General features: G+C 39.3%; 11 protein-coding genes and 1 pseudogene. 9 read left to right on the top strand and 3 right to left on the bottom strand.

Features of this window, described 5'->3' with window-relative positions; genetic code table 11:
- Positions 1 to 163 precede the first annotated feature (163 nt).
- The 8 genes from PL9214_RS27050 (at position 164) to PL9214_RS27015 (ending at position 10,713) form a co-directional block, all read left to right on the top strand.
- Positions 164 to 1,408 (top strand): serine hydrolase, encoded by a 1,245-nt coding sequence (locus PL9214_RS27050; protein ID WP_139295175.1) that lies wholly within the window; start codon positions 164 to 166, stop codon positions 1,406 to 1,408.
- 51 nt (positions 1,409 to 1,459) lie between these two features.
- Entirely contained in the window at positions 1,460 to 3,010 is a 1,551-nt protein-coding gene (locus PL9214_RS27045) for a VWA domain-containing protein (protein WP_072722416.1), read from the top strand.
- A gap of 55 nt (positions 3,011 to 3,065) precedes the next feature.
- Entirely contained in the window at positions 3,066 to 3,449 is a 384-nt protein-coding gene (locus PL9214_RS27040) for a hypothetical protein (RefSeq protein WP_072722415.1), read from the top strand.
- 44 nt (positions 3,450 to 3,493) lie between these two features.
- The gene (locus PL9214_RS27035; protein WP_072722414.1) at positions 3,494 to 4,876 is read left to right on the top strand and encodes a vWA domain-containing protein; all 1,383 of its coding nucleotides are present in this window, start codon (positions 3,494 to 3,496) and stop codon (positions 4,874 to 4,876) included.
- A 134-nt stretch (positions 4,877 to 5,010) separates the two neighbouring features.
- Positions 5,011 to 5,568 (top strand): FHA domain-containing protein, encoded by a 558-nt coding sequence (locus tag PL9214_RS27030; RefSeq protein WP_072722413.1) that lies wholly within the window; start codon positions 5,011 to 5,013, stop codon positions 5,566 to 5,568.
- 40 nt (positions 5,569 to 5,608) lie between these two features.
- Positions 5,609 to 7,399, top strand: a complete 1,791-nt coding sequence (locus tag PL9214_RS27025) for a PP2C family protein-serine/threonine phosphatase (protein ID WP_072722412.1) — start codon at positions 5,609 to 5,611, stop codon at positions 7,397 to 7,399.
- Between the two features lie 12 nt (positions 7,400 to 7,411).
- Positions 7,412 to 8,608: an FHA domain-containing serine/threonine-protein kinase gene (locus PL9214_RS27020; RefSeq protein WP_072722411.1), complete on the top strand. Its 1,197-nt coding sequence runs from the start codon at positions 7,412 to 7,414 to the stop codon at positions 8,606 to 8,608.
- 26 nt (positions 8,609 to 8,634) lie between these two features.
- A complete protein-coding gene (locus PL9214_RS27015; RefSeq protein ID WP_072722410.1) occupies positions 8,635 to 10,713 on the top strand; it encodes a serine/threonine-protein kinase in 2,079 nt (692 codons plus the stop codon).
- Positions 10,714 to 11,049: 336 nt separating this feature from the next.
- On the opposite strand, the gene PL9214_RS27010 is transcribed toward PL9214_RS27015, so the two are convergent.
- From PL9214_RS27010 to PL9214_RS27000, 3 genes and pseudogenes are all read right to left on the bottom strand, one after another.
- Complete coding sequence (locus tag PL9214_RS27010) at positions 11,050 to 11,544, bottom strand: CHAT domain-containing protein (RefSeq protein WP_072722409.1); 495 nt, start codon at positions 11,542 to 11,544, stop codon at positions 11,050 to 11,052.
- A 65-nt stretch (positions 11,545 to 11,609) separates the two neighbouring features.
- Positions 11,610 to 12,251: pseudogene (locus PL9214_RS27005) on the bottom strand (Tn3 family transposase); the annotation flags it as partial.
- Between the two features lie 210 nt (positions 12,252 to 12,461).
- Positions 12,462 to 13,355, bottom strand: coding sequence for a tyrosine-type recombinase/integrase (locus tag PL9214_RS27000; protein ID WP_072722407.1), 894 nt, complete (start codon positions 13,353 to 13,355; stop codon positions 12,462 to 12,464).
- Between the two features lie 85 nt (positions 13,356 to 13,440).
- On the opposite strand from PL9214_RS27000, the gene PL9214_RS26995 reads away from it, so the two are divergent.
- Positions 13,441 to 13,902 (top strand): double zinc ribbon domain-containing protein, encoded by a 462-nt coding sequence (locus PL9214_RS26995; RefSeq protein ID WP_072722406.1) that lies wholly within the window; start codon positions 13,441 to 13,443, stop codon positions 13,900 to 13,902.

Here is a 13,902-nt window from a genome sequence, read left to right as displayed (position 1 = left end):
AAAAATACCTGAACGTAAAATCCATTCTCCTAAAAGGCTGAGGTTTTACTTATTTCTTTATTCAGTTCCTACTGGAATCTTGAGTATTATCGGACTCTATTTTTGGATTCAAAATTTGGGTAATACAAATAGCCAATGTAAAACATTTAAAGACTTAAATCTTATGCCAAACCAATCTCAAGAAATCTTAATTGAATCTGCCAATTGCTATCGTTTTTATGGTGGTGTAGGTCAAAAATTAGTCATGGATACCAGTGTTCAATCTACATTAATTCAGCCTAACAATCGTCCACTGAAATTACAGGGTTTTCTGGAACAAGAATTGTCTCAAAAAGGGAGTTACATCCTAGTGATTAATCCTCCTAAGTCAAAACAGGATCAAACATTTACAATCGAGTTACAAGGTCAGGGAGAAATCAATAGTGTGTTATCGCCACCTATTCTACCTCCCACATCTGTCGCATCTTCTAATTCTTCAAAACTCAGTTATAACCTTAAAAACCCTCCTCCCTTTAAAACTGATCGAAAATTACAACAAATTGTTGATGAGATTTTAGCCTTGATACAAGCTAAAGGTTTATCAACCCATAACTTATCCATTAGCTTAGTTAACTTAAGTTATCCCAATAACTGTTGTGGTTATGCTTCCTATTCTGATGATCAACCTATTTTTCCAGCTAGTGTTTCTAAGCTATTCTGGTTAGTTGCTTTATATGGACAATACGATGCTGGTATTCTTCCAGAGGGGACGATTTCAGAGCAAGATATTTATAAAATGATTCAAGATTCTGATAATGAACCCGCTAGCCGTGTTGTTGATGCAATTACAGGAACAGAATCTGGCGGAGAATTGAATTCGGAAGAACTCAAGATTTGGACGGATAAGCGACTATCGGTTAATGGATTTTTTGAGAATGCTGGTTATAGGAATCTTAATGTTAGCCAGAAAAACTTTCCCATTCCTTATCTCAATTTAGACAGACCAGACAAAGGTAGGGATTTACAAATTCGCGGAAAAGGAACGTTACCGATTAGAAATCATTTAACCAGTTATGATATTGCTCGACTTCTTTATGAAATTGATAGTAACCAAGCTATTTCTAAAGGATACAGCTTAAAAATTAAAGATTTGTTAAAACGGGACTTAAATCCGCAAGTTTGGAAACACAAGGAATATAATTCTATTGAGGGTTTCTTTGCTGAATCTTTGCCTCAAGATAGTTACGTTTTTTCAAAAGTTGGATGGACATTTGAAAGTCGTCAAGATGCAGCTATTATCGAGAGTCCTGATCGAAGAACTCGTTACATTTTAGTCATCTTAGCTGACAATCCTAGCTTTGGGGATGATTGGAAGATTTTTCCTGAAATTTCAAGGAGGGTTTATGACCGCATGATTGAAAATCAATAAGTTTATCATTTGAATTATAAATTGATAAAACAGCTATATAAAACTAAAATCATGAACAACTTCTTTGGTCAACTCCGACAAAAACTCAGCAAGCCTTTACTGTTTGGCTTATGTGGGGCAGTGGGTTGTTTAGGTGCGGCAATTGTGGGAGAAATCCTCTTAGCTGTAGCACTGCCACCTTCTGCACAACCCCTTCCACCTTTACCTCAAGTCGATGTCATGTTTGTTTTAGATGTGACAGGCAGTATGGGAGGAGAAATTAAGGGAGTACAACAAGGTATTCAAAGCTTTGCTCGTGAAATTAGTTTACGAAAACTCGACGGACAAGTCGGATTGATTGCTTTTCGTGATCTTTTGGAAGGTGAAGAACCCCAAATTTTGTCTTTTGATGGTTCTGTGTTTACTTCTAATAGTGAGATGTTTAGCCAGCAAGTGAGCCGACTCCTAGCAAACGGGGGTGGAGATGATCCAGAAAGTAGCCTTGATGCCCTGGTACTAGCAGCACGGCAGCCTTTCCGTCCTCAAGCTACGAAAGTCATTGTTCTGATTACAGACGCACTACCAAAGATACCTGATAAAGAAACGCCTTCAGTACCTGAAGCAGTAAATGTATTGCGTGACTATAAGATTGATCAGTTGCACATGGTCATACAAAGTAGTGATCAAGCAGCCTTTGAAGGCTTACAAGCAAGTACCCCTGGTGAAGTTTTTCTACTCAGTGAAGCAGCTTCTGGACGGGAAGGTTTTGAGCGAATTTTACCTGTTGTTGGGGAAAGAATTGCTGAGACAACTATCAAAGGATTGCAGAGCAACAGAGAATTTTCTACGAAATCCTTTGGAAGACTTGTTGTTGTTATTTCTGTATGGACAGGTATTCTAACAATTGGGGTAGCTTTAGCACTAATTGCTGGGCAAAACTACTACTTACGGCGACGTATTTTGACGATATCAGAGGGGTTGAAAGGAACGGGCGGAAGCTTAATTGCGGGTTTTATTGCTGGAGTCGCTGGGCAAATACTATTTTTACCTGTAGCCAGTATTCCAATCTTAGTTAATGCAGGTAGACTGTTCGGCTGGACAATTTTAGGCTCATTTGTCGGAGGAGGAATGTCCTTCTTTGTTCCCAACCTGCAAAGGCGTCGTGCCTTACAGGGAGGGGCTATTGGCGGTGCGACAGGATCGATTGGATTTCTAATCGTTTCTGCGGTGTCCGGTGATTTAGTCGGGCGATTAGTTGGGGCTGCGATTATTGGCTTTTTCATTGGTTTAATGATCGCTCTCATTGAACAGTTTAGCCGTCAATCTTGGCTGGTGGTTTCATGGACACCGACTGAACAAACCAAAATTAATTTAGGAGCAGAACCAGTTCTATTAGGAAGTTCAGAAGATGCTCATGTTTACCTGAGAAAAAGTCAAGGATATCCCCCAATGACTGCCAAAATTTACACAGAAGGAGAAAAAATTATTATGGAGTTTGACGAAACAATGAAAGATAAAGGAATGAAAATTCTTAGACATGAACTTTCAAATGGAGATAAACGAAAACTCGGAGATGTCACCTTAGAAGTTAGAACTGCTAACAGTAATTTAACGAAACAATAAGGAGCATCACTGTTGAAACCCGATCTCAATTTAAGGCTATTCATTAAAATTCAGTATGGTTAAGTATCTGTTTAAGCTTAAATTAAATTCTGCCCAACAGGAGGGGTTTAGCTACACTCTGGATTTAACAACTGCCCAAGAAAATAATCCCAGCTTAGTTTTTACCCCAGAAGTTCGTCATCAAATGCGAAACCAACTACAAAAAGAAAGTGCTTGTAAAATTAGCGATGGTCATCTTAATCAGATGATCAAATCTTGGATAGAAGATATTCAAGAAGGCTATCGAGAAACAATCTTAACCCTTGACTTACCTTTAATGATTACTGAACAATTTAATCAATTGCAGGAATCAGGATACCAACAAATACCACCTTTAATGGCCCCAGATTTATCTGGCATTGAACCTGCAATTGGGTTTTTACCTCCTTTGAGGTTCTGATTTAAAAACCATTTCAATATGAAAGTTAGGAGCTTACTGTCATTATGTTAAATGTTTCAATTACCCCTCACCGTGAGTTTTTACCTGCTAATTCTCCAGACCAAAAATTGTTTTTAATGTTAAAAGTGCGGCCCACGCAGGAAGTTGCTCAAACTCGCCCTTCAACAACTTTTGCCTTTGTGATTGATACCAGTGGTTCAATGTATGAAGGCATCATTGGTGTTCCTCAACCGACAGGGAGAAGCGTTTTTGTTGATGGGAATAGCTATCAAGAAGTGACAGGAGTAACCTCTAAAATTGATATTGTCATTGACTCTTTATTCGCCTTAGTTAAATCCGGTAGGCTAAAGCCGGATGATCGGGTTGCTATTATTCAATTTGATGACTCTGCGTCTACTCTCATCGGTTTAACTCCAGCAACTCAAGTCAGTCAATTAGAGGATGCGATCGCCTGTTTAAGAAACTATTCCGGTGGTACTCGTATGGGCTTAGGAATGCGTCATGGTCTGAATTTATTAGCACCACAAAATATGACTATTAAACGAGCTTTAATTTTCACTGATGGTGAAACCTTTGATGAAGATCAATGTCGTGAACTGGCTCAAGAATTCGCGCTCAATAATATTCCGATTACAGCATTAGGTGTAGGTGAATATGCCGAAGACTTGCTGATTCATTTGAGCGATACTACAGGTGGAAAACTGTTTCCCATTGTTCCTGAAAATGCCACAGGAAATGCTGTTTCTATTGCAGATTTACCTGCAACAATTATTGAAGAATTTAGTCTAGCCCAACAAGAAGTAATCACAAATTTAGCCTTAACCGTGAAAACTGTAAAAGGGGCTAAACTCACTCGAATTGTTCGGGCTTATCCTGAACAAGCCGAATTTCCTTTAACCCTTGATCCTCACCCTATTGGTAATGCAATTGCGAATGATGAAACGGTTTTTATACTAGAATTTACCCTAGAAAGTCGCCCTCAAGCTCGTGTGCGTGTTGCCCAACTCGGTTTAACGTATGAAATTCCAGGGCAAAAGCGACGAGGCGAACTGCCTCCACAAAATGTTGTAGTTCAGTTTGTCGCCGGACAAATGGGCGCTCAAGTTGATCAAGAAGTGATGGGATATCTACAACAATGTAATATCGCTCAATTGGTTAAACAAGCTACTCAAATTGCAGATCACAATCCACAACAAGCCGAACACCTGTTAGAAACTGCCCGCCGAATGACCGTCAAAATTGGAAATAATGCCATGACAGAAACCCTGACGGAAGTTCAAAATGAACTGCGAAAAACTCAGAAGATTTCTTCAGGAACTCGCAAAACTGTCAAGATGGGTTCTAAAGGAAAAACTGTTCGGATGAACAATAATGATATTAACCAAGAAATCACCGATGAACAAATTCGCAAAGCATCTGGAACGTAAAGGGTGTCAGGAGACAGGAAACAGGAGATAGGAGAATAGAAAATTTTCTTTTTTTTAACTGCGAACTGTCTACCTTCTGCTAACCTCTAACACCTTTTCACTATCCTTAAACAACTTAATTAGGAGTTAAAATCATGTCTGTTTCTTGTTCTGCTTGTGGTTATGAAAATTTAGATGGAACGGAATTTTGTGAAGCCTGTGGTGCTGAATTACTAGCATCAGTAACGGTGACAGAAGTAGCAACCCCCGATTATTCAATGCCTCCTTCTATCCCTGATTTTATGAATCCTGCTCCTCCCTATACTCCTCCGGCATCATCGCCTCAACCCAGCATTCCTTCCTCGCCATTTGTATCAGGAACAGCCCGATTAATTGCTAAACAATCTGGTTGCCCTACTTCTGAATTTACCTTAGATGGCAGTGCAATTATTGGACGTTTTGATCCTGATACTGGGCCAGTGGATGTTGATTTAGAAGGATGGGCAGGTGAAGATACAATTTCTCGCAACCATGCCGAAATTTATTATGAAGGGGGTCAATGGAAAATTAAAGATTTAGGTTCAACCAATGGGGTATTTATTAAACCTGTTGGTCAAAGTCGTTTCGGAGCCAGAATTACTTTACCAGAAACTTTAAATTCAGGAGATGAAATTGCGATCGCTAAAATTCGTTTCCTGTTTCAAAGCCCTTAAAACTTAATTAATCCATCTTCCTTCGCTTTCCTCTAATTCTATGAACTCACTAACTGACTCTTCTGAATCTCTAGTTATTCAAGAACATTTTATCTTCACCATCAAGGATTTTCAAGTTGAAATTCAATCTTATTTAGGCCACTTTACGGATGTAGACTACTTTAAAGTCATCATTCTAAATCGTGATCCTGAAGATAACCAAAGCCAATTCGGACTCCTGCGGGTCGGTTCTCCAGATGGAGGACTACAGCGAGAATTGCAACTTCGAGAAATCCTGGGCTACCATAAAATGGTGTCGGCGTTATTAGCTTCGGAAACACAAGAGTCAGTTGTTATTTCTTCTCGCTCACAACTTCCTGAGCAAAAAGCTCCTTTGCAAACTGAAGAAGCATTTTCTTCTCCAAAAGAATTGTTAGAAGAACCCGATACTCACTCTCCCTTAGAAGATGAATCAGAATACTTAGAAGAAGTATATTATGAGGAAAAAGAAGTTGGGGCAAACATATCAAGCCAGAAATTAATCGTTCTGAGCGAACTTTTGAGTGAATCTAACACCTTAGAAGCTTGGTTACAAAACAATAATTCTCCTGAACAATGCTTATTGTTGGCTAGTCAAGTTTGCCAATTCTTCAAATCCCTTTATCAAAAAGGCTGGTGTGTGATTTCCATTTTTCCCCAATTTATTGAAATGGGAACACCCATCCAGTTTTTTGATTTAACAGGGGTTTATCCAGTTAATGAAAAACTTAATAGTGGATTAATAGGAGATTACTACGCCCCTGAAATTGCATTAGGACATTTAATTGCAGAGACGATGAGTAGCTATGTTGTGGGGGTTTTACTCTATCAGGCTTTGCACCAAAAATTACCTCCTCGCTTTGAAGGGATACCGGAATCTGCTGATAGCCTTGACTTAAAAATTAGCAAGATTCCCCGCATTTATCAAATTCTAACCATCACCCTTTCTTCTATCCCCGAAGAACGTTTTCCCCTCTCCCAACTGCTCAGTCTTTTAGTAGAAACTCGACAATCCTTACGGAGTTTTCAGGTACGCTGGGAAGTGGCAAACCGCTCAACACTAGGGCTTTCTACAAGTCGCCTTCAAAATGAAGATAATTACGGTATTCGTCAACAGCCTGCTAGTCATTCTGATCCTTGGCTTTTAGCGGTTGTTGCGGATGGCATGGGAGGTTTAGCTCAAGGAGAAGTGGCAAGTCAATTAGCGGTTGAAACTGTATTAGGAACAGCATTTCCTGCAAACTTAAACCATGCTTTACATCAAGGCGAGTGGTTAATTTCCCTAGTCGAAGCTGCAAATGAACAGGTATCTAATACGGTAAGGGATGGAGGGACAACTATTAGTGTTGTGTTTGCGGTTGGGCGAGAATTGGCGATCGCCCATGTTGGAGATAGTCGCATTCTTCTCTTAAGAAAAGGCATTATTTGCCAGTTATCAGAAGATCATTCAATGGTTGCAATGCTGTTAGCTAGTGGTGAGATTTCATATCAAGAAAGTCAACAACATCCTGACCGCAATGTTCTCACAAAATCTTTAGGGTCAAAACGCAGATTAAGCCCAGGTTATGTCCAAGACTTAAGCCGTTTCGGAGGAGAAAGTTTTTTAACTTTAGAGGATGGTGATATTCTGCTCCTCTGTTCTGATGGGGTTTGGGATTTAGTTTCTAATGAAGAACTGGCTACAATTTTTAATGAACAGCAAAATTTACAAGGGGCTGTTAATACAGCGATTGAGCAAGTTTTGGAGAGGGGAGCCAGTGATAATGCCACCCTTGTTGCGTTGAAATGTTCTATCGAAACTGCCTTGTTTTAAAATCTTGAACTTATGGAATTAGCTCCTGGTACATTGCTTAAACAACAGCAATATCAAGTTAAAACCACCCTAGGGAAAGGGGGGTTTGGCATTACTTATCGGGGTATCGATTTAAAATCTTCTCGAACTGTTGCGATTAAAGAAAACTGGCCAGAAAGTGGAGTGCGACAAGGAACAACCGTAATTTGGCCTCACCATACCACTCGAAAACAACAGCAGGAAGAATTACAAAAATTCAAAGGAGAGGCACAATATTTATCTCAGTGTATTCATCCCAATATTGTCAAAGTTTATGATTGGTTTGAGGAAAATAACACCGCTTATACGGTGATGGAATTTATTAAGGGTAGGCTCCTTTCGGATCTTTTTGAAGCCGAAGGGCTACTACCTGAAAATCGCATTCAACGCTATTTAATGCAAATCGCGTCTGCTTTACAGGTCATTCATGCCAAAAATCTTCTCCATCGAGATATTAAACCAGAGAATATTATTATCACGGCAGAAGATAGAGCAATCTTAATTGATTTCGGGGCAACGAGAGAATTTATCGCTGGAAAAACGGGCAGAATGACGGCGATTTTAACACCTGGGTATGCTCCTTTAGAACAATATAGCGTTACCAGTAAGCGAGGCGCAGGTACGGATATTTATGCGTTATGTGCGTCAATGTATCATTTATTAACCGGACAGTGGCCACCTGAACCTCCTGAACGATATCCTGCTGATTCTCTCATCCCTCCTCGACAAATTGTTCCTTCGATTAATCCTCGTTTTGAGCAAATTCTTTTAATAGGAATGGCAAGAAAACTAGAGGATCGATTTCAAAGCGTTACAGCGTTAATGCAAGCGTTAAATTCAATTATAGAAACCCACAATGCTCAATTAGTCTTTATACACAATCGTGAATTATTGGCTGAGTTTAGTTTAACAAGCGATCGCACCATTATTGGACGTTCAGATTTGAATACAGGAAGTGTCCATATTGACTTAAATCCTTTAGTTGGAAATGAAACTGTTTCTCGTCGGCACGGACAAATTTATCGAGACGGAAAACAATGGAAAATCTCAGATCTCGGTTCTCAGAATGGCATTTTTATCAAGCGTTCAGGACAGCCTCGCTTTGGGGCTAGAATTACGTCTCCTGAACCCTTATTTTCCGGGGATGAAATAGCCTTTGGAAAAGTGCGCTGCTTATTCCAAATTTTCTAATCTTTTTATAATAGAGGGTTAATCAAATGTCTGTTACTTGTCCAGCCTGTTTAACGGAAAATTTAGAAACGAGCATCGCGTGTACAATCTGTGGTTATACCCTAAGTTCTGAACAATCCAGTCATCATTTACCTCCAAATACCTTACTCAAACAAAACCAATATCGCATTGAAAAAACATTGGGAGAAGGCGGATTTGGTATTACCTATAAAGGGATTGATTTAAAAAATTCTAGGGAAGTTGCTATTAAAGAAAACTGGCCAGAGAAATCTAGCCGAGTCGGAAAAACAGTCGTTTGGTCTCCTTTGATTTCCCCTAAAGATATTAATGAGCAGCTTGCCAAGTTTATTGCAGAAGCTCAAGTCATCTCTAAATGCCAGCATCCTAATATTGTTAAAGTTTATGATTATTTTCCAGAAAACAATACAGCTTATATTGTGATGGAGTTTTTAAAGGGTCAATCCTTATATGATATTTTAAAAACTGAAAAAAGATTACCAGAAGCTCGCGTTAAAAAATATTTAATAGAAATAACTCAGGCTTTAAAGGTCATTCATGAAAACCAATTGCTCCATCGAGATATTAAACCCGAAAATATTATGATTGATCAGCAGGATAGAGCGGTTCTCATTGACTTTGGCAATGCCAGAGAGTTTATTGCGAACAAAACCAAAAGAATGACCCAAACTTTAACACGAGGTTATGCACCCATAGAACAGTATAGTGAGACAGGAAGACGGGGGCCGAGTACCGATTTATATGCTTTGTGTGCTTCAATGTATGAATTATTAACCGGAGAGCTTCCTCCTGAAGCGATTGATCGACTTCACACAGATACTTTAAAACCCCCTCGTCAAATTGTCCCTAGTCTTGACCCGACAACCGAAAAAGTCATTCTAATGGGGTTAAGAATGCGGGTAGAAGAACGCTTTCAAACTGCCGATGAATTAATTGATGCACTACAAGGAAAGTTTGTTTCTCCCAGCTTGCGACGAGCTAGACAATTTGCTAATGAACAGAAATTATCAGAAGCCGTTGATGCTTATCAGAAATGTTTAACTCATGAACCCAATAATGGAGAAGCTGCCGTTGAATTAGCAATGGTGTTGAGTTATTTAGATGATCACCAAGCTGAAATCGTGGCTCAAAAAGCAATTTCATTACAACCTAAAGACGGCAGAGGTTACGGAGTTTTAGGATTAATTAATTGCCGGAAATCAAATTGGTCAGAAGCCCTACGTTATTTACAAACGGCTGCTAATCTTTCTCCTTACGAAGCTTGGATACAAGCAAATTTAGCTTGGGCGTTGGGAAAATCTAACCATTGGCAACAAGCAGAAACAAGCATTAATCAAGCCATTCAACTTGATAGTGAATCTGCCTTTACATTAGGATTACAAGCGTGGATTTCTGTTAATCAACAACAATGGAAACCAGCAATTCGTTATGGCAGACAAGCTATTTTTAAGTCTAAACAATCTAATCAAAGCCAGCAACTTCAACGCTGGGTTTATCCTTGTTTAATTGTTGCTTTAGATAAAGCCGTTGTTACTCAACAGGCGACGGATGTAGAACGATGTGTACAAGAGTGTATTACTCAAGTGCCAGATAGTTCTTTTGCTTGGGGATTTAAAGGTTGGAAACAAGGTTTACAAGGTCTATGGACGGATGCAGTTTCTAGTTTTGAAAAGGCTTCCAGGCTGTCACCAGCCCCTCATTGGACAGTGCAGAATTTTGGGATTGCTTCTGAACAGATCAAGGATTTATCAAAAGCAATTCAAACCTATGAAACGTCTAGCCAAAAATTACCTCCTGATGCGTTTACTCTATTTCGTCTCGCTACAGTTTTAGGGCAACAAGGACAGTGGAGGCAAGCCCGTTCATTGTTAGAAAAAGCAATTCAATTAAAACCTGATTATGCAGAGGCTTATCATAATCTCGGCTGGGTTTTACTCAACCTTAAAACCTCAGATTCTCAAGTTGAACATCCCCGGGAGATGTGGTCAGCTTATCGAAAAGCGGTTGAACTTTACGGGCAACAACAAAACTATTCTGTTGCTGGTAAGATTAAACAGGTTTTCCAAGCAATTGATGTTGAAATGTAATAATCTAAATTATGTTAAAGATAAACAACCTTAATCTAGAGATTAAACTACTGTATAATTTTTTTGTGATCATGATCAAAGATGTGGGATGTAAGATGTTTTTTTCATCTAATCTAACTAGGAGGGAGCAATGGGGAAGTTAGGAGTGCTGACTTTTGCAGATCCGCGCACAATACCATTGCAGGAGTTACAGGCAGGTGATATTCGCGCTGCTTTAAGTCGTTCTCGTTCTTGAGTGGAAGTTAAAGATTGATGCGATCACACCCATAGGAAAGCATTTCTTACTCTGGGTAAAATTATAGTAATTTTCGATGGAATGAGTTAAAACTATAAACTTCAGAAATCTGGTTTTTCAGAAGAACCAGTTTGGATAATCTTCACTTTTGCATTAGGATGAGCATAAACACTATACGCTAACCAACTCGAATCACCTTGAGAGACATCTTTAATCGCTAGACGGCTAGATAACATCGCCTCAGCAACAGTTTTACCCCTCAATAACTCCTGATAAAACTGTTTTGCGAATTGTAAGGCACAACTATCACTAACAGGCCATAATGGTGCTAAAAATAAACCTGCACCCATCCCAATTAAATGATTTGGCCATCCGCCTAATCCTCTTAAAGCCCAAGATTGGCGACCACTATGACAAGAGTTAAAGACAAATGCAGGTCGTGTTTTTTGGATATGGCTTTCAATTTTTGTATTGAGAAAATCATCTAAAGTCAGATGTTCGTTATAGTCTAACATGATAGCAGAAGAATCATCTGGCGTATCTGTTTTAAAATTGCCATGAGAGGCTATATGGCCTAGAAATAGCGAAGCTGACACCAAGTGCAAAGTAGCCAGTCAAACTCCTTCAGTGTAAGGGTTTGAGCGACAGGTTGATTTTTATATCAAGAAGCTACTGGGTCAATCAACAACCGCTCATCCAAGTCCAACCGAAAAGTTCCATAGGGGTTGATATGGGCCCAAGTTAATGGAGTCAACCCTCGCCAGTCTTCTTTTTGCATCAATTTCAACCAATCTTTTTCAGACAAAATCTGTTGCATCATCAACGTATTGATATACACCAAACAAACCTGTAACAAGTGCAATGACAAAACCGCGGTCTCTTGGTCTTCTAATCGATTGGCTGCAATTTCGCTATTCTTGCCATAAAAAATAAAACTATTCGCACTATTCCATTGCTCCACTACATTTAAGCCTTCATTGATTTCTTGGCGCAAGGATTCATGGCGTAGATAATCACAGAGAAAAATCGTTTTCACCACCTTACCCAATTCAGCTAAAGCTTGGTAAGTGGGATGAATAATATTAGAACGACTAAACCGTTTTAAAATTACCTCAGTCTCCGCCGTTCCTAATCTCAAAGCCGTCGCATATTTAATCATCTGGTCATACTGATTCCGAATCAAATCCCAATTAATTGGTCGGGTCAAAACAGGCTGTAAATTCGGATAAGCATTACTTTGCCCCGCCACCGGACGATACAATTTCTGTTTATGAATTCTTTTCAACCGAGGCAATAACTGAAAACGGCATCACCGTGCCCAAACGGGAAAATTGTACGCTAAGGCTGAAACCTTTATCTAGTAAGCATCTTAGCCACTCATATTCCTACATTCCCTCTAGGAGGCGGCTTACCTCAATTTATTGGTGCACAGTAGGAGGTATTCTCTGTCCCATAAATTTAACTCCAGCCAGAAGTATTGTTTATTCCGGTGTAATTTAGGTAATTATTAAAATTATTCGGAAAAATTTGGCAAACTACTAAACGCCATTTGTGCTACTTTCTCAGCCCGTTGTGGCGTTACTTTTTGATACCGTAACGTTGTCTGAATGCTGTCATGTCCCATCAAAGCCCTAAGTTCTTCAATTCCCATCAGTCCCACCCGTTCTGTAGCAAAAGTGTGTCTTAAATCATGAAGTCTCACCCCCTGAAGCTCTGGAATATTCCCAATCAAACTTGTCCAGGATTTATGCGCCATACGGTAAGAAAGACGGGAGACAACCCCAGTTTTGGGCTGTTGAGCAGTAAACAAAGCTGGATGGGTTAGATGTCTGTAATATGTGATGTAGTGATTCAGACTTAGTTGCACAAATTCACTATAAAAACACCACCGTTGCTTATTACCTTTGCCAATAACTTGAAATTTCCTAGCTTTGAAGTCTATTTGCTCTAAATTTAAAGCCAGTATCTCAGCAATCCTAGCACCACTACTATGTAACAAACGCACCAACGCAGACAACCGCACATCTTTTTTGATGACATGATACAGAATACTTAATTGGTTGGGCGTAAGATAGCGTACAGTCTCGTTTGTAGCGTGTTCTCCTTGCTCTCGGTTCGGCTTACGTCTTGTTAATCCAGCAATCGGATTAGATTTGAGATATCCCATATCAACAGCAAAATTGAACAAAGCCGTGATTACAGCTTGATGACGGTGGTGCGTAGTATAGGAAATATTAGTTAAATGATTAAGATATTCCAACAAAACTTGTCTATTGATGATTTCTATCGACCATCTACCGTATTCTTTGAGCAACGGGATTAAGGTAGATTGATATGAACGCAGAGTGCTTTTAGCTAGTCCCTGTCGATCTAAAAACCTTGTAGCTAAATCCGCTAAAGTAATCATTACTTTTTCTGATATTTTAAAAAACTTTTTACTAAAAGTGTAGATTTAATATATAATTAATCAATATACTTTTAGATATAATTTAATGGTAGTAACAGAAGAAAATCTACTTCCCAAGGGAGATGAAGCCTTAGCTGATTACATCCGCCGATTGCGAATCAAGCAGAACTTCACCCAAAAAGAGTTGAGCTTAAAAGCACAAATACACATTCAGACCATCCGCAAAATAGAAGGTGGACAAACTTCAAGAGTCAATCAAAAAGCTAAAAGCGGTTTAGCCTCTGCGTTGGGAATACCAGCGGAATATTTGGATGCAGCCACGAAGAAAGTCCCTCTAGAAACAATAACTACATTTAAGTTTTGCCCAAAATGTTGGACAGCCGGGACTACCCCTGACCAAATGTGGACTGATTTACGGTCGAAATATTGCTTTGCTTGTGGTACAGCCTTACGAAACCGTTGTATTAGTTGTGACGAACCAATTATGTCGCTGAAATTCAAATTTTGTCCTTACTGTGGTGTCAACTACAAATTTTCACCCAACTAA

The organism is Planktothrix tepida PCC 9214, assembly GCF_900009145.1.
GTDB lineage: Bacteria > Cyanobacteriota > Cyanobacteriia > Cyanobacteriales > Microcoleaceae > Planktothrix > Planktothrix tepida.
Note: the sequence above shows the minus strand (reverse complement) of the source record. Positions and strands in the feature narration are given on the sequence as shown.

What these genes read in the sequence shown, in the direction of transcription:
- PL9214_RS27050 (WP_139295175.1), top strand. Translation starts at nt 164, where the DNA reads ATGCCAAACCAATCTCAAGAAATCTTAATTGAATCTGCCAATTGCTAT.
- PL9214_RS27045 (WP_072722416.1), top strand. Translation starts at nt 1,460, where the DNA reads ATGAACAACTTCTTTGGTCAACTCCGACAAAAACTCAGCAAGCCTTTA.
- PL9214_RS27040 (WP_072722415.1), top strand. Translation starts at nt 3,066, where the DNA reads ATGGTTAAGTATCTGTTTAAGCTTAAATTAAATTCTGCCCAACAGGAG.
- PL9214_RS27035 (WP_072722414.1), top strand. Translation starts at nt 3,494, where the DNA reads ATGTTAAATGTTTCAATTACCCCTCACCGTGAGTTTTTACCTGCTAAT.
- PL9214_RS27030 (WP_072722413.1), top strand. Translation starts at nt 5,011, where the DNA reads ATGTCTGTTTCTTGTTCTGCTTGTGGTTATGAAAATTTAGATGGAACG.
- PL9214_RS27025 (WP_072722412.1), top strand. Translation starts at nt 5,609, where the DNA reads ATGAACTCACTAACTGACTCTTCTGAATCTCTAGTTATTCAAGAACAT.
- PL9214_RS27020 (WP_072722411.1), top strand. Translation starts at nt 7,412, where the DNA reads ATGGAATTAGCTCCTGGTACATTGCTTAAACAACAGCAATATCAAGTT.
- PL9214_RS27015 (WP_072722410.1), top strand. Translation starts at nt 8,635, where the DNA reads ATGTCTGTTACTTGTCCAGCCTGTTTAACGGAAAATTTAGAAACGAGC.
- PL9214_RS27000 (WP_072722407.1), bottom strand. Translation starts at nt 13,355, where the DNA reads ATGATTACTTTAGCGGATTTAGCTACAAGGTTTTTAGATCGACAGGGA.
- PL9214_RS26995 (WP_072722406.1), top strand. Translation starts at nt 13,441, where the DNA reads ATGGTAGTAACAGAAGAAAATCTACTTCCCAAGGGAGATGAAGCCTTA.